The organism is Phenylobacterium sp. (assembly GCF_020253645.1).
Lineage (GTDB): Bacteria > Pseudomonadota > Alphaproteobacteria > Caulobacterales > Caulobacteraceae > Phenylobacterium.
Map to the genome: position 1 here is coordinate 1 of NZ_JADCBG010000087.1, position 19,723 is coordinate 19,723.

General features: G+C 69.8%; 19 protein-coding genes and 3 pseudogenes. 16 read left to right on the forward strand and 6 right to left on the reverse strand.

Annotated features, from left to right (window positions below; genetic code table 11):
- The 7 genes and pseudogenes from INE98_RS06210 to trmB all read left to right on the forward strand — a co-directional run.
- A partial coding sequence (locus INE98_RS06210) for a radical SAM protein (protein ID WP_293537442.1) occupies positions 1-618 on the forward strand: 618 nt, incomplete at its 5' end.
- Positions 615-1,568 carry a PhoH family protein gene (locus INE98_RS06215; RefSeq protein WP_293537444.1) on the forward strand — a complete coding sequence of 318 codons (954 nt, stop codon included), beginning with the start codon at positions 615-617 and terminating at the stop codon, positions 1,566-1,568. The genes INE98_RS06210 and INE98_RS06215, both read left to right, overlap by 4 nt.
- Positions 1,565-2,056 carry an rRNA maturation RNase YbeY gene (gene ybeY, locus INE98_RS06220; protein WP_293537446.1) on the forward strand — a complete coding sequence of 164 codons (492 nt, stop codon included), beginning with the start codon at positions 1,565-1,567 and terminating at the stop codon, positions 2,054-2,056. The genes INE98_RS06215 and ybeY overlap by 4 nt, the downstream gene beginning before the upstream one ends.
- Positions 2,043-2,933 carry a hemolysin family protein gene (locus tag INE98_RS06225; RefSeq protein ID WP_293537447.1) on the forward strand — a complete coding sequence of 297 codons (891 nt, stop codon included), beginning with the start codon at positions 2,043-2,045 and terminating at the stop codon, positions 2,931-2,933. Before ybeY ends, INE98_RS06225 begins: the two co-directional genes overlap by 14 nt.
- Before the next feature lies 1 nt (position 2,934).
- A pseudogene (lnt, locus tag INE98_RS06230) lies at positions 2,935-4,558 on the forward strand (apolipoprotein N-acyltransferase); the annotation flags it as partial.
- A complete protein-coding gene (metK, locus tag INE98_RS06235; RefSeq protein ID WP_293537451.1) occupies positions 4,555-5,775 on the forward strand; it encodes a methionine adenosyltransferase in 1,221 nt (406 codons plus the stop codon). The pseudogene lnt and the gene metK, both read left to right, overlap by 4 nt.
- Positions 5,776-5,782: 7 nt before the next feature.
- Positions 5,783-6,529: a tRNA (guanosine(46)-N7)-methyltransferase TrmB gene (trmB, locus tag INE98_RS06240; RefSeq protein WP_293537452.1), complete on the forward strand. Its 747-nt coding sequence runs from the start codon at positions 5,783-5,785 to the stop codon at positions 6,527-6,529.
- Here the strand turns inward: trmB and INE98_RS06245 are convergent.
- From INE98_RS06245 to rlmN, 3 genes are read right to left on the reverse strand one after another with little or no spacing between them, the layout of a single operon-like run.
- Entirely contained in the window at positions 6,480-7,313 is an 834-nt protein-coding gene (locus INE98_RS06245) for a serine protease (RefSeq protein ID WP_293537454.1), read from the reverse strand. The genes trmB and INE98_RS06245 overlap by 50 nt on opposite strands.
- A gap of 9 nt (positions 7,314-7,322) precedes the next feature.
- Positions 7,323-7,751 carry a DUF350 domain-containing protein gene (locus tag INE98_RS06250; protein WP_293537456.1) on the reverse strand — a complete coding sequence of 143 codons (429 nt, stop codon included), beginning with the start codon at positions 7,749-7,751 and terminating at the stop codon, positions 7,323-7,325.
- Between the two features lie 11 nt (positions 7,752-7,762).
- On the reverse strand, positions 7,763-8,959 hold the full coding sequence (gene rlmN, locus INE98_RS06255) for a 23S rRNA (adenine(2503)-C(2))-methyltransferase RlmN (RefSeq protein ID WP_293537457.1): 1,197 nt from the start codon (positions 8,957-8,959) through the stop codon (positions 7,763-7,765).
- A 151-nt stretch (positions 8,960-9,110) separates the two neighbouring features.
- On the opposite strand from rlmN, the gene INE98_RS06260 reads away from it, so the two are divergent.
- The 4 genes and pseudogenes from INE98_RS06260 to INE98_RS06275 all read left to right on the forward strand — a co-directional run bounded on the left by INE98_RS06260 (position 9,111) and on the right by INE98_RS06275 (position 12,762).
- Positions 9,111-10,115, forward strand: coding sequence for an NADPH:quinone oxidoreductase family protein (locus INE98_RS06260; protein ID WP_293537459.1), 1,005 nt, complete (start codon positions 9,111-9,113; stop codon positions 10,113-10,115).
- A gap of 24 nt (positions 10,116-10,139) precedes the next feature.
- Positions 10,140-11,009: an SDR family NAD(P)-dependent oxidoreductase gene (locus INE98_RS06265; RefSeq protein WP_293537461.1), complete on the forward strand. Its 870-nt coding sequence runs from the start codon at positions 10,140-10,142 to the stop codon at positions 11,007-11,009.
- Entirely contained in the window at positions 11,006-11,914 is a 909-nt protein-coding gene (locus INE98_RS06270; RefSeq protein WP_293537462.1) for a DMT family transporter, read from the forward strand. The genes INE98_RS06265 and INE98_RS06270 overlap by 4 nt, the downstream gene beginning before the upstream one ends.
- A gap of 81 nt (positions 11,915-11,995) precedes the next feature.
- Positions 11,996-12,762 (forward strand): annotated as a pseudogene (locus INE98_RS06275) (IS5 family transposase).
- A 13-nt stretch (positions 12,763-12,775) separates the two neighbouring features.
- Here INE98_RS06275 and INE98_RS06280 read toward each other — a convergent pair.
- Entirely contained in the window at positions 12,776-13,201 is a 426-nt protein-coding gene (locus INE98_RS06280; protein ID WP_293537464.1) for a YkvA family protein, read from the reverse strand.
- A gap of 57 nt (positions 13,202-13,258) precedes the next feature.
- Here INE98_RS06280 and INE98_RS06285 point away from each other — a divergent pair, with 57 nt between their 5' ends.
- A complete protein-coding gene (locus tag INE98_RS06285) occupies positions 13,259-14,041 on the forward strand; it encodes an SDR family NAD(P)-dependent oxidoreductase (RefSeq protein ID WP_293537466.1) in 783 nt (260 codons plus the stop codon).
- A 118-nt stretch (positions 14,042-14,159) separates the two neighbouring features.
- On the opposite strand, the pseudogene INE98_RS06290 reads toward INE98_RS06285, so the two are convergent.
- A pseudogene (locus INE98_RS06290) lies at positions 14,160-14,396 on the reverse strand (helicase HerA-like domain-containing protein); the annotation flags it as partial.
- A gap of 105 nt (positions 14,397-14,501) precedes the next feature.
- Here INE98_RS06290 and INE98_RS06295 point away from each other — a divergent pair.
- Complete coding sequence (locus INE98_RS06295; RefSeq protein WP_293537468.1) at positions 14,502-15,617, forward strand: AI-2E family transporter; 1,116 nt, start codon at positions 14,502-14,504, stop codon at positions 15,615-15,617.
- Here INE98_RS06295 and INE98_RS06300 read toward each other — a convergent pair whose 3' ends face one another.
- Positions 15,618-17,906, reverse strand: coding sequence for an NADP-dependent malic enzyme (locus tag INE98_RS06300; RefSeq protein WP_293537470.1), 2,289 nt, complete (start codon positions 17,904-17,906; stop codon positions 15,618-15,620).
- Between the two features lie 158 nt (positions 17,907-18,064).
- Between INE98_RS06300 and dapB the strand changes: the two genes are divergently transcribed.
- The 3 genes from dapB (at position 18,065) to INE98_RS06315 (ending at position 19,590) form a co-directional block, all read left to right on the forward strand.
- Entirely contained in the window at positions 18,065-18,838 is a 774-nt protein-coding gene (gene dapB, locus INE98_RS06305; protein ID WP_293537472.1) for a 4-hydroxy-tetrahydrodipicolinate reductase, read from the forward strand.
- 99 nt (positions 18,839-18,937) lie between these two features.
- Positions 18,938-19,339: a hypothetical protein gene (locus tag INE98_RS06310; RefSeq protein WP_293537474.1), complete on the forward strand. Its 402-nt coding sequence runs from the start codon at positions 18,938-18,940 to the stop codon at positions 19,337-19,339.
- Positions 19,340-19,350: 11 nt separating this feature from the next.
- The gene (locus tag INE98_RS06315) at positions 19,351-19,590 is read left to right on the forward strand and encodes a helix-turn-helix transcriptional regulator (protein ID WP_293537475.1); all 240 of its coding nucleotides are present in this window, start codon (positions 19,351-19,353) and stop codon (positions 19,588-19,590) included.
- Positions 19,591-19,723: the final 133 nt, after the last annotated feature.

Below are 19,723 nucleotides of genomic sequence, written 5' to 3' on the forward strand. Positions count from 1 at the left end.
CCCCGGGACATGGACGACGACCTGATCGCCGCCCACGCCGAGCTGCCCCAGCTCATGCCCTACCTGCACCTGCCGGTTCAGTCCGGGTCTGACCGGATCCTCAAGGCCATGAACCGCGGCCATACCGCCGAGTCCTACCTGCGCCTCGTGGAGAAGATCCGCGCCGCCCGGCCCGACATCGCCCTTTCCGGAGACTTCATCGTCGGCTTTCCTGGCGAGCGGGAGTCCGACTTCGAGGCCACCCTGGCCCTGGTGCGCGAGGCCGGGTACGCCTCCGCCTTCACCTTCAAGTATTCCCGCCGGCCGGGGACCCCCGCCGCCGCCCAGCCCGGCCAGGTGGACGAGGCGGTCAAGGACGAGCGCCTGGCGCGCCTGAACGCCCTGATCGAGTCCCAGCAGCGCGCCTTCAACTCCGCCCAGGTGGGCCGGGTCCTGCCGGTCCTCTTCGAGAAGCCCGGCCGCCACCCCGGTCAGCTCTCCGGGCGCAGCCCCTACCTCCAGGCCGTCCACTGCGAGGGTCCGGCGGACCTGATCGGCCGGATCGCCTCCGTCCGGATCGATTCCGCTGCGCGGATGAGCCTGTCGGGAACCCTGGCTCCCGAAGCCCAGCCCGCATGAGCCGGACCGCGGAGTTCATCACCCTTTCCGAAGCCGCCGCCCGCGCGGTGGCCGGCCCTTCCAGCCGTCACGCGGCCCTGATCGAGGACGCCTTCGATGTCCTGGTCGAGACCCCCGGCGGCGGCGTGTCCCTGACGGGCGACGTGCGCGGCCGCGCCTCGGCCAAGCGGGTCGTGGAGGCCCTGGCCCTCCGCGCCGAGCGGGGGCTGGAGGTGGCCGAGGCCGATGTCCGGGTGGCCATCGGCCAGGCGCGGACCGGACGGGGCTCGCCCCCCGGGGCCCTGCCCTCGGGCCGGCGCGGGCCGGTCTCTCCCCGCACCCCCGCCCAGGCCCGCTACCTGGACACCCTGGCCAAGTGCGACCTTGTCTTCGGCCTGGGGCCGGCGGGCACCGGGAAGACCTTCCTGGCCGTGGCGGCCGGAGTCGGGGCCCTGCTGCGCGGCGATGTCGACCGGCTGATCGTCTCGCGCCCGGCCGTCGAGGCCGGCGAACGCCTGGGCTTCCTGCCCGGCGACCTGACCGAGAAGGTCGATCCTTACATGGCGCCCGTCTGGGAGGCCCTGACCGACATCCTTGGCGCCGAACAGTTCCGCCGGCGTCGTGAAAAGGGCGAGATCGAGCTGGCGCCGATCGCCTTCATGCGCGGCCGGACCCTGTCCCACGCCTATGTCATCGTCGACGAGGCGCAAAACTGTTCGCGCATGCAGATGCGCATGGTCCTGACCCGGCTGGGCGAGGGCGCCAAGATGGTGGTCACCGGCGATCCCAGCCAGATCGACCTGCCCCAGCCCCGCGATTCCGGCCTCGCCCACGCGGTCGGCCTGCTTGAGGGGGAAAAGGGCGTCGGCGTGGCCCGGTTCGGACCGGAGGACGTGGTCCGCCACCCCCTGGTCGAGCGGATTGTGCGGGCCTACGAGGCGGACGGGCGTTCCCCCGGCGCCGGGTCATGAGCTCCGCCCCTCCGATGGCTGAGGTCGAGGTCCTTGTGGAGTCGAAGGACTGGGCGTCTTGTCTCGCCGATGTCTCCGGGCTCGCAGCCCGGGCGGCCGAGGCCGCGCTTTCCGCAGCGGACGCCCGGGGCGGCCTCGCCGTCCTTCTGGCGGATGATGATCGGCTTGCCGGCCTGAATGCGGCCTTCCGGGGAAGGTCCGGCCCGACCAACGTTCTGTCCTTTCCAGCGCCTGCAAATCCCGAGGGCTGGCTGGGCGACGTGGCCCTGGCGTTCGGAACCTGTCTTCGCGAGGCCGAGGCCCAGGACAAGCGCCTCGAGCACCACCTGCAACATCTCGTGGCGCACGGGGTCCTGCATCTTGTAGGGTACGACCACGAGACCGAATCCGAAGCCTCGGCGATGGAGGGTCTCGAGGTCATGATTCTGGCTGGTCTGGGGGCGCCTGATCCCTACGCGGCCGAAAGAGGAGACGATGGGCAGTCGTGATGCGCCCGCCCCGGAGGGGCGACAGGGCAGGGGTCCCGGAGGCTGGTTCAACCGGATTTTCGGGGCCCGTGGACGAGACACCGCCATACTGGCCGCAGAGGCCCTGACCGAGTCCGCCGGGGGCCGGCTGGTCGACCAGGCCCAGGCCTTCCAGACCCTCAGGGTCGACGACGTCATGACGCCGCGGGCCGACATCGTCGCCGTGGAGGTCGATACGCCGCTGGACGAGGTCGTCGCACGGTTCCTGGAGGCCGAGCATTCGCGGATGCCGATCTACCGCGAGACCCTGGACGACCCCCTGGGCGTGGTCCACGTCAAGGATGTCTTCAAGCAGATCGCCACCGGCGGCCGCCCCCGGGGTCGTCGCGCCGGCGCCGGGGATTCAGGCCTCCTTCGCCTGAAGCGGGAGGCGCTCTATGTCCCGGCCTCCATGCGCGCCGCAGACCTCCTTCTGAGGATGCAGGCGACGCGCATCCATCTGGCTCTCGTCATCGACGAGTTCGGGGGGACGGACGGCCTCGTGACGCTGGAGGATCTGGTGGAGGCCGTGGTCGGGGAGATCGACGACGAGCATGACGAGGCTCAGGCAGCCGGTGTCCTGGAGCGCCCGGACGGGGTGTTCGAAGCGGACGCCCGTGCGCCTCTGGAAGAGCTCGAAGCCGCCCTTGGCCGGGACCTCGCCCCTCCTGACCTCGACGAGGAGATCGACACCGTAGGCGGGCTCGTGGCCGCCGTCGCGGGCCGGCTGCCGCGTCGGGGGGAGGTCATCGCCTATCCGGAAGGTTATGAGATCCAGGTGCTGGACGCCGATCCGCGGCGGATCAAGCGGGTTCGAATCCGTCCGGCCGGCCCCCCCGCGGCTCCGGCTCCGGGCTGACCTTGCCGTCGCCCGCTTCCGCCGTCGCCGGGATGGCCGCCCTGGCGGGCGGGGTGCTGGCGGCCCTCGCCTTTCCACCCTTCGGCTTCCTGCCAGGCCTGACCGGGTTCGCCCTGATCCTGTGGTCACTGGACAGGCCCTCAGCCGCCCGGCCGGTCCGGGCCGCTGCCGTCAGGGGCGGCCTGGGCGGTCTGGGCTACTTCGCCGTCTCGGTCTCCTGGGTTGTCGAGCCCTTCCTGGTCGATGAACGCACGCATGGCTGGATGGCGCCCTTCGCCCTGGTTCTGATGGCGGGCGGGCTGTCGCTGTTCTGGGCCGCCGCCGCGGCGCTCTGGCGCAGGCTCGGGACCCGGGGCCTGTCCGGCCTCATCGCCTTCGCGGCGATCTTTTCCGTCGCCGAATGGTTGCGCGGGCACATTCTGACCGGCTTTCCCTGGAACCTGCCCGGAGAAGCCTGGGCGGCGGGATCGCCCCTCTCGCAGGGGGCCGCCCTGGTGGGAGCCTACGGCCTCACCTGGGTCACCCTGCTGCTCTGCGCTTCGCCGGCCTGGATCCTCGGCCCCGGCCCGCCGGCCCGCCGCGGCGTTCGCGTCTCGCTGGTCGCGATCGCCTTCCTCGGCCTCTACGCCTGGGGCGCCTCCCGGATCGCCGCGACCCCGGACGAGCCCGCCGGCCCCGTGGTGCGCATCGTCCAGGCGGACATCGACCAGAAGACCAAGTGGCGACCCGAGAACCTGCCGGCCATCTTCCGGACCTATCTCGAGCTCAGCACCCGCCCGACGCCGGCGCCGCCTGTCCTTGTGGTCTGGCCGGAGGGCGCCCTGCCCGCGGTGATCAACGATCTGCTGGCGCCGGGATCGCCCTGGCGGGCCGCCCTGTCCGACGCCCTCACGCCCGGGCAGGTCCTGGCCATGGGCGCCAACAGGGTCGAGCTGGATGACGAGGGCGCCCTGACCTACCGCAACAGCCTGATCCTCGTGAGGGGAACCGGGTCCGACCTCTCCCTCGCCGGAGTCTATGACAAGCACCGGCTGGTGCCCTTTGGCGAGTTCATGCCGCTCGGGGACATCGCCGGCCGGATCGGCCTGCGCAGCCTTGTTCGCATGCCCGAGGACTTTACGGCGGGGCCGCCGCCCGTCCCCCTCCGGACGGCGGGCCTGCCGGCCATGCAGCCCATGATCTGCTATGAGGCGCTGTTCCCCGGCTTCACGCGCGCCGCGGCGCGCCGGGGCGGCGGTCGTCCGGCCTTCATCCTGAATGTCTCCAACGACGCCTGGTTCGGCAGGGGATCCGGCCCCTGGCAGCACCTCAACATGGCCGGTTACCGGGCGATCGAGGAGGGCTTGCCCATCGTCCGCTCCACCCCCACGGGCGTCTCGGCCGTGATCGACTCCGCCGGTCGCACGACGGGCCCTGTCCTGAAGCTTGGCGAGTCCGGCGTCATCGATGTGGCGATCCCCGCGCCAAGGCCGCCCACGCCCTACGCGCTCTGGGGCGACCTGCCCTTTCTGGCCCTTCTGATCCTCTCGGCCGCCCTTGCAGGACATAAAGAAATCTTTATAGGTCTGTCCAAGCGCCGGCCCCTGCGCAGGGCGCGCCGCGACCCAGACGGAGCCTTGCCGTGACCCGCCCCTTCTATCTCTTCACCAGCGAAAGCGTTTCCGAGGGCCATCCTGACAAGGTCGCCGACCGCATTTCCGACACCGTGGTGGACGCCTTCATCGGCGCCGATCCCGAGGCCCGCGTGGCCTGCGAGACCCTGGTCACCACCAACCGGATCATCCTGGCGGGGGAGGTCCGCGCCTCCCGGCCGGGCGCCAGCAAGGCCGAGAACAAGGCTTTCACCCGTGAGGTGATCTCCTCGCTCGAGCCCCGCGTCCGGGACGCCGTCAGGGACATCGGCTACGAGCAGAAGGGTTTCCACTGGCAGAAGGCCAAGTACGCCTGCCATCTGCACGGCCAGTCCGGCGACATTGCGCAGGGGGTCGACGCCAGCAACACCAAGGACGAGGGCGCGGGCGACCAGGGGATCATGTTCGGCTACGCCTGCGACGAGACGCCGGCTCTGATGCCGGCGACACTTCAGTACTCGCACGAGATTCTTCGCCGCCTGGCGGACGCCCGGCATTCCGGCGACATGCCCTTCCTGGAGCCCGACGCCAAGAGCCAGGTGACCCTGGCCTACGAGAACGGTCGTCCGGTGGCGGTGACCCAGCTGGTCATTTCCACCCAGCACGCCAAGCGGATCGGCCTGCGCCTCGCCACGCCGGCGCGGATCAAGGACGCCATCCGCCCCCTGGTCGAGAGTGTCTTTCCCGACGGCCTGCTGAACCGAAAGACCGTCTGGCACGTCAATCCGACGGGTCGCTTCGTCCAGGGCGGTCCCGACGGGGATACCGGCCTCACGGGCCGCAAGATCATCGTCGACACCTATGGCGGGGCTGCGCCGCACGGCGGGGGCGCCTTTTCGGGCAAGGACCCGACCAAGGTTGACCGCTCCGCCGCCTACGCCTGCCGCTATCTCGCCAAGAACGTGGTCGCCGCCGGCCTGTCGCGCCGCTGCACCATCCAGATCAGCTACGCCATCGGGGTCTCCACCCCCCTCAGCTTCTATGTCGACCTGCATGGCGAGGGCCAGATCGACCCTGCAAAGCTCGAGAAGACCTTGCCCGAACTGGTCGGCGGGGCGACGCCGGCGGCCATCCGGCGCCACCTCGGCCTGAACCGCCCGATCTACGCCCGCACGGCGGCCTATGGCCATTTCGGCCGCGAGCCCGATTCCGACGGTGGTTTCTCCTGGGAGCGCACAGACCTGGTGGAAGCCCTGAGGGGTCTGGCCTGACGCGCGCGTGGAGACCCCTCCGCCCCTGCGATCCTTTGGCCGGATCCGGTCCCGGACCCTGAAGCCGCGGCAGGCCTCCCTCATGGAGACCCTGCTGCCCGCCCTGCGTCCCCCTGCCGAGGGTGCGGTGGATCCCGCCCGCCTCATGCCCGACGCCCGCGAGGCCTGGCTCGAGGTCGGCTTCGGCGGCGGCGAGCACATGGCCGCCCAGGCGGCCGTCCATCCAGACGTCCTGGTTCTGGGCGCCGAGCCCTTCCTCAACGGCGTCGCCAGCGCCCTGCGGCACGTGGATGCCGGGGCCCTGCGGAATGTCCGGATCCATGACGGCGACGCGCGCGACCTCATGGCGCGGCTGCCCGCCGCGAGCCTGGATCGACTTTTCGTCCTGTTTCCAGACCCCTGGCAGAAGGCGCGTCACCACAAGCGTCGCCTGGTCAACACCGCCTTCTCCGCCGAGGCGGCTCGACTCCTGAAGCCGGGGGGTCGCCTGAGGCTGGCGACGGACTGGGCCGACTACGCCGACCAGATCCTCAAGGTGATGTTGGCCGAGCCGCGCCTTCAATGGACGGCTCAATGCGCCGGGGACTGGCGCCGCCCACCCGCCGACCATGTCCGCACCCGCTACGAGTCCAAGCGGCTCGGAGACTGCGATCCGGTCTGGCTGGACTTCATCCGTGGTCCGGACCCGACCCCTGGCGCGGCGCTCAGGCCGAGTCCAGGCAGACCACCCGCGCCACCCGGAGATCACGCCTGAGACTGTCCGAGACAATGCCGTAGTTGGTCGTGGTGACCGATTCGCCCACCGCCCCGGCCTGCGGGCGCTCGTTTGCCGACTTCAGGGCGCGGATCAGGGTTTCCGGCGAGGTGGTGTAAATGCGGCCCCGACGGGGAGACTCGGCCACGGTGACGCCGATCACCCGGCCCGCGTCGTCCAGGGCGGGCGCGCCTGACAGGCCCGCCAGGCTTCCCCGCAGTTCGTCCGTCCGTCCGGTCTCCGCCCAGACCAGCACCGACTCGGTGCGTTCGCCGTGCCCTCGTATCACCATGTTCTCCCGCCCGATCAGACGGGACGTCGCCTCGCCGGGACGGCCCTGCGGGAAGCCCGGGTGATAGGCGCGCTCGCCCCGGCGGAGCGTTCGTCCGACGGCCACGGGCAGTGGCGCGGCGCCCCCCTCGGTGGTGAGGATCGCGACCTCCCCATGCGGATCGATCCGCACATCGGCGGAGACACCGCGGCCGTCCCCCACCACCACCGCGGCGCGACGGCAGCCATCGACCACGTGCCTGGCCGTGATCCAGACCCCCCGCTCGTCGATGGAGAAGGCCGTTCCTGAGCCAGGCTCCGGCGTTGGCGGCGCCTCCACGATCACCGACGGGTCAAAGGGCGAAGCCGGGCCAAGCGGCAATCCGTCGCCGGTCGCAGGCGGCGGCGGCGGCGGCGGCGCATCCGCTCGCTCGCGCCGGGTGATCGCCACAACGATCACAGCCACGATGATGGCGAGATAGACAAGCCAGTCGCTGAGCCGCGGGAAATGCACGCCTGTCTCCTACCCCGCAACGGCGGCGGCGAGCACCACGGCGGAGGCGAGCTTCGCGCCCGCCAGCAGGGCGGCGGCCGAGATCTCGCCATGCTGGATGCGTTCCGGAAGTCCCTTGAGCAGGAGGTCGACCAGACGGAAGACCAGGAGCTGGACCACAACGGTCGGCGCGCCCCACATGACGATCTCCAGGAGCGAGGCCGAGGCCGTCATGGCGGCCGCAAGGGGCAGGGCGAGGCCCATCAGCACCCCGCCGAAGGAGACCGCGGCGGCGGCGTTGCCCTCGCGGATCAGGCGGATCTCCTTGTGCGGGGTCAGGACCACATAGAGGGCGGCTCCCGCCACCAGGATTCCCAGGGTGGCCGCGGTGTGAAGCAGGGCCAGGGGAAAGCCGGCCGCGAAGGCCAGGATCTCCGGTGAGGCGATGGGCGATGACATGCGAACTCCGTTCAGCCGCGGGATGAGGTGGAAGCCGGAGGGGATTCGGTTGCCGCCCTCTCCCGGGCCCGCCGGACCGAGGCGCGTTCCTTTTCGCTCTCGCTCTTGAGCTGGCCGCAGGCGGCGAGGATGTCGCGCCCCCGGGGCGTCCGGATCGGCGAGGCGTAGCCGGCCCGGTTCAGGATGGCGGCGAAGGCCTCGATGGCGCCCCAGTCCGAGCAGGCGTAGGGGCTGCCTGGCCAGGGGTTGAAGGGGATCAGGTTGATCTTGGCGGGTATGCCGGCCAGCAGCTTGACCAGGGCGCGGGCCTCGGCCGGACTGTCGTTCACCCCCTTGAGCATCACGTACTCGAAGGTCACGCGCCGGGCGTTGCCCAGGCCCGGATAGACGCGGATTCCCTCCATCAGCTCGGCGATGGGATGCTTCCGGTTCAGGGGCACCAGCTCGTCGCGCAGGGGATCGTTCGTGGCGTGCAGGGAGATGGCCAGCATGGCCTGGGTGCGTTCGCCCAGGGCCTTTAGCTGGGGGACGACTCCGGAGGTCGAGACGGTGATCCGCCTCCGCGAGATGGCGATCCCCTCGTTGTCGGCGATGATGTCGATAGCGTCGGCGACGCTGTCGAGGTTGTAGAGCGGCTCCCCCATGCCCATGAAGACGATGTTGGAGAGCCGACGGTCCTCCTTGGGCGAGGGCCATTCGCCGAGCTCGTCCCGGGCCACCTGGACCTGGGCGACGATCTCGGCCGCGGTCAGGTTGCGCACCAGGGGCTGGGTGCCCGTGTGGCAGAAGGTGCAGTTCAGCGTGCAGCCCACCTGGCTGGAGACGCACAGGGCGCCGGACCGACCGACATCCGGAATGTAGACGGTCTCGACCTCCACGCCCGGAGCCATGCGGATCAGCCACTTCCGGGTCCCGTCTACCGAGACCTGGCGTTCGACCACCTCGGGGCGGGAAAGGTCGAAGGCGCCGGCCAGGGCGGCCCGCAATTCCTTGGCCACGTCGGTCATGCGGTCGAAGTCCGTGACCCCGTAGTGGTGCATCCAGCGCCAGAGCTGTGTGGCGCGCATCCGGGCCTTCTGGGGCGGCACGAGGCCGGCCTCGACCAGGGCGTCGGCCAGGGCGTGACGGGTCAGGCCCGTGAGGTTCGGCCTTCGCACCGTCGCGGTTTCGGGCGCACGGGCCCGGGAAAGGTCAAGGGTGATGGTCACGGAAGCCTCTGCGGCGGGAGGGCGGAATATAGGCGAGGCCGGGGCGCCCGCCAAATCCGCCGATTCTTGACCCCGACGGCTTCCGCGCGCCGGACGGCTGGGCTAGCGTGCGCGGCCAATCGCCACGCGCGCCAAGAATGGGGAGAGAGACATGAAAGCGGTCCTGAGCAAGGTTGTCGGCGGCCCCGAAACCCTGGTGATCGAGGACATCCCGGCCCCAGAGCTGCGGCCCGGCTGGGCCCGGGTCAAGGTCAAGGCCGTCGGCATCAACTTCCCTGACGTCCTGATCATCGAGGACAAGTACCAGTCCAGGCCGCCGCGCCCCTTCGCGCCGGGCGGCGAGGTGTCGGGCATCGTCACCGAGATCGCCGAGGGCGTCACCGAGGTGAAGGTCGGCGACCGGGTCCTGGCCCAGATCGGCCACGGCGGCCTGGTCGAGGAGATCGTCGCCCCCGCCGGGCGGCTGACCCCCATCCCGGACTCCATGCCCTACGACGAGGCCGCCGCCTTCATCCTGACCTACGGGACCTCCTACCACGCCCTGAAGGACCGGGGTCAGCTCAAGGCCGGCGAGACCATGCTGGTCCTCGGCGCCGCCGGCGGCGTCGGCCTGGCGGCCGTCGAGCTGGGCAGGGCCATGGGCGCCCGGGTCATCGCCGCCTGCTCCAGCCAGGAAAAGGTCGACCTCGCCATCCGCCACGGCGCGGAATCCGGCGTGGTCTATGGCCGCGGACCCTTCGACCGGGACGGACAGAAGCAGTTGGCCCAGCTTTTCAAGGAGGCCTGCGGCGAGAAGGGCGCGGACGTCATCTATGACGCCATCGGCGGTGACTACGCCGAGCCGGCCCTGCGCTCCATCGCCTGGGAAGGCCGCTACCTGGTCATCGGCTTCGCAGCGGGCGAGATCCCGAAGATCCCGCTCAACCTGCCCTTGCTGAAGGGCTGCGACATCGTCGGCGTCATCTGGGGAAATTGGACGGCGCGCAATCCCGACCTGTTCCAGAAGGCCAACCTGGAGCTGATCGACCTCTACGCCCAGGGCAAGATCCGCCCCTATGTCTCCGAGCGCTTCCCCTTCGAGAAGGCGGCGGACGCCATCGCCCATCTGGGCAGCCGCAAGGCTATGGGCAAGGTCGTCGTCACCCTCGGCGACTGACGGGAAGCGGGCAGGAGAACGAACATGGCCGGACGGCTTGACGGCAAGGTGGCGATGATCACGGGGGCGGCCTCCGGCATCGGCCTGGGGACCCTGGAGCTCTTCGTTTCGGAGGGGGCGAGGGTGATCGCCGCCGACGTCCAGGACGAGAAGGGCGCCATGCTGGAGCGCCGGTTCCCGGACGCCGTGCGCTATGTCCGCTGCGACGTCACCTCCGAGGCGGAGATCGTCGCCGCCGTGGCCCTGGCCGAGAGCGCCTTCGGGGGGCTCGACATCCAGTTCAACAACGCCGGCATCTCCGACCGCATGGGGACCATCACCGAGGTCACCGCGGACGGCTGGAACTGGATCTTCGACATCCTGGTCCGCGGTCCGGCCCTGGGCATGAAGCACGCGGTTCCCGCCATGCTGAAGCGCGGCGGCGGCTCGATCATCAACACCGCCTCCATCGCAGGCCTGCAGGCCGGCTGGGGCCCGATCGCCTATTCCACCGCCAAGGCTGGCGTGGTGCACATGAGCCGCTGCGCCGCCGCCCAGCTGTCGCCCCAGGGCATCCGGGTCAACGCCATCTGCCCCGGCCTGATCGCCACCTCCATCTTCGGCGCCACGCTCGGCATGACCCGGGACGCCGCCGACCAGATGGCCGCCCTGGTCGCCCAGAACGCTCAGATCGCCCAGCCGGTGAAGAAGCCGGGCCTGCCCCTGGACATCGCCCAAGCGGCTCTCTACCTGGCCTCCGACGCCTCGGCCTTCGTCACCGGGACCCACCTGGTGGTGGACGGCGGCATCACGGTGGGCTCGCGGCACAGCTGGGACCCTGAGGCCGGCTCGCCCTTCGCGGCCATCTTCGGGGAGTCCTTCATGCAGATGGCGGCCGGTCCCGGGCAGACTTGAACCGCCTCTTCCGCGTCTTTTCGGACCTGTCGCCCAACGTCCGCGGCGCCCTGTGGATGACCGCGTCGGCCCTGGCCTTCACGGTCATGACGACCCTGATCAAGTTTCTCGGCGAGGGATACTCGGCGGGACTCCAGACCTTCTACCGTCAGGCGGCCGGTTTCCTGATCCTGCTGCCGATCATCCTTCGTCACCGGTCGGCGGCCTTCGCCACCAGCCGTCCGGGCCTGCTGATCTTCCGGGCCGCGGCGGGGACGCTGGGCACGATGCTGTCCTTCTACGCCTTCCAGAACATGCCCCTGGCGGACGCCAACGCCCTGTCCTTCACCCGTAGCCTCTGGCTGGTGCCCCTGGCCGCCTTCGTGGTGGGAGAGCGGATCGGCTCGCTCAGGATCTTCGCCGCCCTGGCGGGATTCGCCGGCGTCCTGATCATGGTCCGACCCGGAGCGGGCGGGGAGTTCGCCCTTGGGCTCCCGGCCCTGGCCATGCTGGCCTCCTCCTTCCTCTTCGCCCTGACGGTGACGGGAATGAAGGTCCTGACCCGCGACCATGCGCCGACAGTGCTTCTGGTCTGGGCGGCCACCCTGGGTCTGGTCTTCTCGGTTCCCGGCGCCCTCATCTCGTGGGCCTGGCCGACCCCGACGGATCTCGCCCTTCTCTCCCTCATGGGCGTCATGGGCACGGCGACCCAGGCCTTCTACATCCGCGGAATGGCGGCCGGCGACGCCGCCGCCATGGCGCCGGTGGACTACATCCGCCTGGTCTTCGCCGCCGCCGTCGGCTTCCTGCTCTTCGCAGAGGTCCCCACCGTCTGGACCCTCGTCGGCGCTTCCGTGGTCGTGGCCTCCACCCTGTTCATCACCTGGCGCGAACATGCGGCCTCGCGCAGGGCGGCCGAGAGCTAGGTCCAATCGACATTCAGGGATTCACGCGCGGCCTGATGCGTGATTCATAGGTCTCCGCTTTGGCGGAGGTCTGCGATGGGCGTGAAGCGTTATGAACTGGACGAGGCGCAGTGGGCTCGTATCGCGCCTTTGCTGCCGGGCAAGGCGTCGGATCCCGGTCGGACGGGGTCCGACAATCGGCTGTTTGTAAACGGGGTGCTCTGGGTGCTGCGGTCCGGCGCTCATTGGCAGGACCTCCCCGAGCGCTACGGCAAGTGGAAGACGGCGCACAAGCGCTTCAGCCGGTGGGCGGCGGCGGGGGTCTGGGAGAAGGTGTTCGACGATCTGATCAAGGATCGGGACAACCAGTATCTGATGCTGGACTCGACCCTTGTGCGGGCTCACCAGCAGGCGACGACCGGCCGGGGCAGCGGCCGAAAAAAGGGGGCCTCGACCCGGCTGTGGGGCGTTCCAGAGGTGGACTGACGACCAAGGTCCACATGGCCTGCGACACGCTCGGCCGGCCCGTCCGCTTCCTGATCGCTCCGGGCCAGAGCCATGACATCCTCGCCGTTCCGGCGCTTCTGGAAGGCCAGCGGCCCGCCGCCGTGCTCGCCGACCGCGCCTATGACGCCAACAGCCTTCGCCGTCACCTGGACCAGATCGGAGCCGAGGCCGTCATCCCTTCGACCCGCTCACGAAAGGTCCCGATCCCGCACGATCCGCTGGTCTACAGGCTCCGCAATCGGGTCGAGCGTTGCTTCAACAAGCTCAAGCACTTCCGCCGCTTCGCCACCCGGTTCGACAGGCTGGCACGCCACTACCTCGCCTTCATCCACATCGCCGCCTCGATACTCTGGATGCGCTGAATGTCGATTCGTCCTAGTCCTCGCCGCGCAGCCGCTTCAGGTCGGCCTCGGCCGCCGCCCGGTGCTCGGGCTTCAGGTGCCGACCGATCACGGCCAGCAGGGCGGCGAAGACGGCGGCGTCGTCCGTGAAGCCTACGGCGGCCAGGATGTCCGGCAGGGCGTCCGTCGGAAGGACGAAATAGGCGAGGGCCGCCAGCATCATGGCCTTCGCCGTCCTTGGGGTGGCCGGGTCGCGGGCGCAGCGCCAGACCGCAAGGGCGTCGACGGCGAAGGGAATCCGGGTGGCGACCCGTCGCATCTTAGGCCAGAACCCCTCCTCGACCCGCCGCGCATTCAGACGCGCGACCGCGGGAACAAGCGCGCGTTCGGGGGCGATCGGGGAGTCCGGGTCGATTCCCCCGGGATTGACGTCGCGTGATGCTTTTGAGTCGGCGTTCATCGGGCTAAAGGCAAGACTACAGGTTTTTCTCCAGACGAGCACGGGAGCTCAGCGTCCATGAAACTCGATTCCTCCATCGCCGCTGTCGTGACGGGCGGCGCCTCCGGTCTCGGAGAGGCCACCGTCCGCGCCCTGGCCGCGCACGGCGTCAAGGTCGCCATCTTCGACATGAACGAGGCGAAGGGCGAACAGGTCGCCAAAGAAGTGGGCGGCGTGTTCTGCAAATGCAACGTCACCTCCGACGCCGACGTCGACGCGGCCTTCGAGAAGGCCCGCGCCGCGCACGGCCAGGAGCGGATCCTCGTGAACTGCGCCGGCACCGGCAACGCCGCCAAGACCGCCAGCCGCGACAAGCAGACCGGAGAGACCAAGCACTTCCCCCTCGACGCCTTCAACCTGATCATCCAGATCAACCTGGTCGGCACCTTCCGCTGCATCGCCAAGTCGGCGAAGGGCATGCTGGACCTTGAGCCCCTCGAGGACGGCGAGCGCGGCGCCATCGTCAACACCGCCTCGGTGGCGGCCGAGGACGGCCAGATGGGCCAGGCGGCCTATTCGGCCTCCAAGGGCGGCGTGGTCGGCATGACCCTGCCCATCGCCCGCGACCTGGCCGGCGACGGCATCCGGGTGAACACCATCCTGCCGGGCATCTTCGCCACGCCCCTGATGAATGGCGCCCCGCCCCAGGTGAAGGAAGCCCTGGCCGCCTCGGTGCCCTTCCCCAAGCGTCTCGGCCATCCCGAGGAATACGCCCAGCTGGCCCTGACCATGATCACCAACGGCTACTTCAACGGCGAGGACGTGCGTCTCGACGGCTCCATCCGCATGGCGCCGCGCTAGACCGCGAATCCATCTGACAGGAGGGGCCGGTCCTTTCGGGGCCGGCCCCTTTTTCGTGGGCGGCGGCCGTCAGCGACGACGCATGCCGCCCAGGACGACGGCCCGTCCCGCCGGGCTCAGGGGTCCCAGGCTCCCCGGGGTCTGCGACACCGCTGAGGTCGCCTTTCACGTCCGCGGCGAAGACCGGGACTCCGGCGTCCGAGAGCCTTTGGGCGAGGATCTGCAGGGTGACGGTCTTGCCTGTCCCGGTGGCTCCAGCCACGAGCCCGTGCCGGTTGGCGCGGTCCAGGCGGAGCCTCTGGGGCTGGGCTGATCCGCCGATGAGGATATCGCCGGCCTGCGCGGTCTGCGTCATGTCTGCCCCCTGAAGCGGTGCGGCGGCGCCGGCGGCCGCGTCCGATCCTGTATGGCCTTCAGCCAGGTCTTCGCCAAGCCGGTCCGCCATGGCAGGATGGGGGACATGAGCCGCGTCGAAGCCGAAGTCATCCCACCCCCGCCGCCCGCGCCCGGGCGCGTCCTCGAGCGCGCCTGCCTCGTGGTCCTCGCCGTCATCGCCGGCGCAGCTGCAGCCAAGGCGCTGACCGGGGTCCTGGCGCCCCTGGCCATGGCCCTCTTCCTGGCGGTGGTGCTGGAGAGCTTCGCCAGTTCGCTGGAGCGGGGTCTGGGCGGCGTCCTGCCGGGCCGACGCCGGCTGGGGATGCCGGTCGCCCTCGCCCTGACCGGTCTCCTCTTCGCCGGGCTCCTGGTGCTGACCATCGACAACGCCTCGGCCTTCGCCGCCAAGCTCATGAGCTATGGTCCCAGGCTCAACGCCCTGGTCGCCGAGCTCGCCGCGGCGGCGCCGATCGCCGCCGCGCCGACCCTGGACGAGATCCTCCTGCGGCTGGACCCCGGCCGCTTCCTCGCCAGCGCCGCCGGCGTGGTCCAGAGCATGGCCGCCGACACCCTGCTGATCCTGGTCTACCTTGGCTTCATCCTCGCCTCGCGGCGGAGCCTGGAGCGAAAGGTCCTGAACCTGTCGGACATCCGCGAGGAGAGGCGGGCGGTGGCGACGGCCTATCGCGCCATCATCACTTCGGTGGAGCAGTACCTGTGGGTCCAGACCGTCACCGGGCTGATCATCGCCGCGACCTCCTGGGCGGCCATGGCGGCGGTGGGGCTCGACGGGGCGACCTTCCTCGCCATCCTGATCTTCCTGGCCTGCTATATCCCCATACTCGGCGCCGCACTTGGTGTGGTCGCTGCGCCGGTCTTCGCCCTCCTGCAGTTCGAGAGCCACTGGCAGGCGGTCTTCCTCTACGTCGTCCTGCAGGGCCTGCATCTGGTCGTCGGCAACATCGTCGTCCCGCGCATGCAGGGGCGCAGCCTCAATATCGACCCCCTTGTGGTGCTATTGTCCCTGGCCTTCTGGGGCTGGCTCTGGGGCGTGGTCGGCATGTTCCTGTCGACTCCGCTCACCGTGATCGTGATGGTGATCTGCGCCCAGTTCCGCGGGTCCCGGTGGGTCGCCATCCTCCTGTCGGAGGACGGCCAGCCCGGAGAGCCCTCCCGCCCGGCGCCTGCCGACGCGGCCTGATCAGGCCTGGTCGTCCACCACGTCCTGCTCATAGGCGGCCAGGGTCGCCATCTGCAGGATTTTGGACACCGAGGCGCCCAGGGGCGTGATCTGGACGGACTTCTGCAGGCCAAGGAGCAGGGGCCCGATCACGGTGGCTCCGCCCAGCTCCTGGACCAGAAGTGTCGAGATGGCCGCCGAGTGAATGGCCGGCATGATCAGGACATTGGCCGGGCCGCTGAGGCGCATGAAGGGGTAGTTCGCCCACTTGGAGGTGTCCAGGGCCAGGTCCGGGGGCAGCTCGCCCTCATATTCGAAGTCGACGTCCATCTCGTCCAGCATGGCCACCGCCTCGCGGACCTTCTCGGACCTCTGGCCCATGGGGTTGCCGAAGGTGGAGTAGGACAGGAAGGCGATGCGCGGCCGGTAGCCGAGGGTCTGAACGGCTCGCGCCGCCTCGCAGGCGATCTCGACCAGCTCGTCGGCGTCCGGCATCTCGGTGATGTTGGTGTCGGCGATGAACAGGGTCCGCCCCTTGGCCAGGAGCACGCTCATGCCGATGACCCGGCCGTCCGGGGACGGATCGATGACGCGCAGCACCTCCTCGAGGGCCTGGTCGTAGGAGCGCGTCACGCCGGTGACCATGCCGTCGGCATATCCGAGGGCGACCATGGAGGCGGCGAAGGAGTTCCGATCCTGGTTGATCAGCCGCAGGACGTCCCGCTTCAGGTAGCCCTGCCGGGCCAGCCGGCCGTAGAGGAAGTCCACGAACTCCGGATTGTGCTCCGACAGGCGGGCGTTGACGACCTGAAGGTCCGCCTCGGCGGGGTCGAGCCCCGCAAGGCGCATGTTCTCCTCCACCAGGTCCTCGCGGCCCACCAGTATGGCGCGGCCCAGGCCGGCGTTCTGGAAGGCGAAGGCGGCGCGGATGACGCTGGGCTCCTCGCCCTCGGCGAAGACGATGCGCTTCTCGGGCGACTTCAGCACCACGCCCTGGATCTTCTGCAGGAAGCCGGCCGTGGGGTCGAGGCGCTGGGCCAGGGAGGCCCGGTAGGCGTCCATGTCGGCGATCGGGGTGCGGGCGACGCCCGAGTCCATGGCCGCCTGGGCCACGAAGGGCGGGATGTAGGAGATCAGCCGCGGATCGAAGGGCGAGGGGATGATGTACTCCGGCCCGAACTTCAGCTGCTTGCCGTGGTAGGCGGCGGCCACCTCGTCCGGCACGTCCTCGCGGGCCAGCTGGGCCAGGGCGTTGGCGCAGGCGACCTTCATCTCCATGTTCACCCGCCGGGCGCGCACGTCGAGGGCGCCGCGGAAGATGTAGGGGAAGCCGAGAACGTTGTTCACCTGGTTCGGATAGTCGCTGCGGCCGGTGGCGACGATGGCGTCGCTGCGCACGGCGGCGACCTCCTCGGGCGTGATCTCAGGGTCCGGGTTGGCCATGGCGAAGATGATCGGGTTGGGCGCCATCGAGGCGACCATCTCCGGCGTCAGGGCGCCCTTGACCGACAGGCCGAAGAAGGCGTCGGCCCCCTTCATGGCGTCGGCCAGGGTCCGGGCGTCGGTTTCCACCGCGTGGGCCGATTTCCACTGGTTCATCCCGGCCGTGCGGCCCCGGTAGATGACGCCGGTGTTATCCACGGCGATGCAATTCTCGGCGCGCACGCCCATGGCCTTGATGAGCTCGAGCGAGGCGATGCCCGCCGCCCCCGCGCCGCAAAGCACCAGCTTGACGTCCCTCAGCTCCCGGCCGGTGATCTTGCAGGCGTTGATCAGCCCTGCGGCCGAGATGATCGCCGTGCCGTGCTGGTCATCGTGAAAGACCGGAATGTCGAGCAGTTCCTGAAGCTCGGTCTCGATCCGGAAACACTCCGGGCTCCTGATGTCCTCCAGGTTTATCCCCCCGAAGGTCACGCCGATGTTCTTCACCACCGTGATGACCTCGTCCGGGTCGGTGGCCGTCACCTCGATATCGATGGAATCGACGTCGGCGAAGCGCTTGAAGAGGACGCTCTTGCCCTCCATCACCGGCTTGGAGGCGAGGGCCCCCAGGTTGCCCAGGCCCAGGATGGCGGTGCCGTTCGAGATCACCGCCACCAGGTTGCCCTTGGAGGTGTAGTCGTAGGCGGTCTCGGGATCCTCGGCGATGCGCAGCACCGGCACGGCCACCCCTGGCGAGTAGGCGAGGCTCAGGTCTCGCTGGGTCGCCATGGGCTTGGTCGGCGTGATGGCCAGCTTCCCGGGTGTCGGGAACTGATGGAAGCTGAGGGCTTCCTCGTCGGTGAAGGTGCGCTTCCTGGCGTCGCTCATCGGGGCGGCGTTTCCTTGGGTTCGGGCCGGACAGGCCCCGAAAGGCCGGCAACCTACAGGCCGGCTGCGGGCCGGACAACCTCGCAGGACCCACAGGGCATTGACCCACGGGACCCCGTCGCGGGACAAGGGGGTCCGCCAGAACCCCGGAGGCCCCCGTGACCCCACCCATCCGCATCGCCATCTCGGGCGCCCTCGGCCGTATGGGGCTCGCCGTGGCCGAAGCCGTGGAGGCGTCGCCTGATCTTATCCTCGCCGGCCGGTTCGACCGCCCTGATGCGGTGGATCCGATCCTGACGGACTGGGCCTCGGCGCTCGAAGGCGCCGATGTGGTGGTCGACTTCTCGACGCCGGCGGCCTCCGTCGCCCTGGCCGGGGAGGCGGCGACCCTCGGTCGCCCGGCCCTGGTGATCGGCTCCACGGGCTTCTCGCCGGGCGAGATCGACGCCCTGGCTGAGGCGGCCCTGCGCATTCCCATTGTCAGGGCCGGGAACTTCTCCCTTGGGGTGAACATGCTCATGGGGCTGGTCGAGCTGGCCGCCGCCGCCCTCTCGCCCGCCGAGTTCGACATTGAAGTCTTCGAGGCTCACCACCGCCGCAAGGTTGACGCCCCCTCAGGTACGGCCCTCATGCTGGGCGAGGCCGCGGCGCGGGGGCGCGGGGTAGACCTGGACCGGGCCTCGATCCGCGCCCGGGACGGGATCACCGGGGCGCGCCCTGAAGGCGCCATCGGCTTTTCCGTCGTGCGCGGCGGTGGGGTGATCGGCGAGCACTCGGTCCTCTTCGCCGGCGAGGACGAGATCCTGACCCTCAGCCACTCGGCCCGGGACCGGGGACTTTTCGCCCGGGGCGCCCTGGCCGCCGCCCGCTGGGTGGTCTCGCGCGAGCCTGGCGCCTACGACATGCAGGACGTCCTGGGCTTCCGTCGCTGAGCCAGTTCGCTCCGACAGCCCATCGCGCCCAAAGTGTCGAGAATTTTTGACATGTCAAAAATCTTCGACTATCCTCTGCTCCAGATGAGGAGCCCCGAGATGTCTGTCCGTGAAATCTCCGCCTGGGTCATGGTTCTGGTGTTCGGCGTCCTGGGCGCCGGTTGCCTGGTCTCCATCCTGCGCGCCGGGTTCGACGCGCCTCCCCAGCCGTCCGTCGTGGCCTCTGCGCCGGCGGTCGTTGCGAGCGTCATCATCCTTGAGGTCGTCCTGGCCATCTTCTTCCCGAAGAAGGCGGATGCGCCGCCGGACGAACGCGAGCGCCTGATCATCGCCCGCGCCGGTCATTGGGCTGGGCTGGTGTTCCTGGCGGCGGTGCTTCCGGCGCTGGGGCACTACGTCGTCCACGCGGATGGCGACGTCATGTTCAACGTGATCGTGCTGGGCCTGTTCGTCTCCGGGCTGATCGAGTACGGCGCCCAGGTCGTGCTCTTTCGGCGCTAGGGTGAAGTTCCATGGCAAGGCCGCCGCCGATCACCAACCGGGTCAAGGCCCTCAGGGAGGCCTCCGGGAACATGAGCCAGTCGGCGCTGGCGGACGCCATCGGCGTGACCCGCCAAACGGTCATTGCGATCGAGCAGGGACGTTACTCCCCCTCCCTGGAAAGCGCCTTCCGGATCTCCCGGGTCTTCGGCGTCGATGTCGAGGAGGTCTTCGGCTGGGAGGCCGAGCCCAAGGGATCCGGGATGGCCTGACCTCGCCGCAGGTCAGGCCGGCCGCCGGACGTCGTCCAGCAGGTGGGCGCGCTCGTTCAGGCTGACGACGGCCCGCTGGCCGCTGCGGGCGGCCAGGAACCGGTTGAGGCTGGTGTAGTCGGCCTCGAAGAAG

Excerpts from the sequence above, each read along its gene's own strand:
- INE98_RS06215 (WP_293537444.1), top strand. The coding sequence starts at position 615 with ATGAGCCGGACCGCGGAGTTCATCACCCTTTCCGAAGCCGCCGCCCGC.
- ybeY (WP_293537446.1), top strand. The coding sequence starts at position 1,565 with ATGAGCTCCGCCCCTCCGATGGCTGAGGTCGAGGTCCTTGTGGAGTCG.
- INE98_RS06225 (WP_293537447.1), top strand. The coding sequence starts at position 2,043 with ATGGGCAGTCGTGATGCGCCCGCCCCGGAGGGGCGACAGGGCAGGGGT.
- INE98_RS06250 (WP_293537456.1), bottom strand. The coding sequence starts at position 7,751 with ATGTCATCGCCCATCGCCTCACCGGAGATCCTGGCCTTCGCGGCCGGC.
- INE98_RS06260 (WP_293537459.1), top strand. The coding sequence starts at position 9,111 with ATGAAAGCGGTCCTGAGCAAGGTTGTCGGCGGCCCCGAAACCCTGGTG.
- INE98_RS06265 (WP_293537461.1), top strand. The coding sequence starts at position 10,140 with ATGGCCGGACGGCTTGACGGCAAGGTGGCGATGATCACGGGGGCGGCC.
- INE98_RS06280 (WP_293537464.1), bottom strand. The coding sequence starts at position 13,201 with ATGAACGCCGACTCAAAAGCATCACGCGACGTCAATCCCGGGGGAATC.
- INE98_RS06285 (WP_293537466.1), top strand. The coding sequence starts at position 13,259 with ATGAAACTCGATTCCTCCATCGCCGCTGTCGTGACGGGCGGCGCCTCC.
- INE98_RS06295 (WP_293537468.1), top strand. The coding sequence starts at position 14,502 with ATGAGCCGCGTCGAAGCCGAAGTCATCCCACCCCCGCCGCCCGCGCCC.
- INE98_RS06300 (WP_293537470.1), bottom strand. The coding sequence starts at position 17,906 with ATGAGCGACGCCAGGAAGCGCACCTTCACCGACGAGGAAGCCCTCAGC.
- INE98_RS06310 (WP_293537474.1), top strand. The coding sequence starts at position 18,938 with ATGTCTGTCCGTGAAATCTCCGCCTGGGTCATGGTTCTGGTGTTCGGC.
- INE98_RS06315 (WP_293537475.1), top strand. The coding sequence starts at position 19,351 with ATGGCAAGGCCGCCGCCGATCACCAACCGGGTCAAGGCCCTCAGGGAG.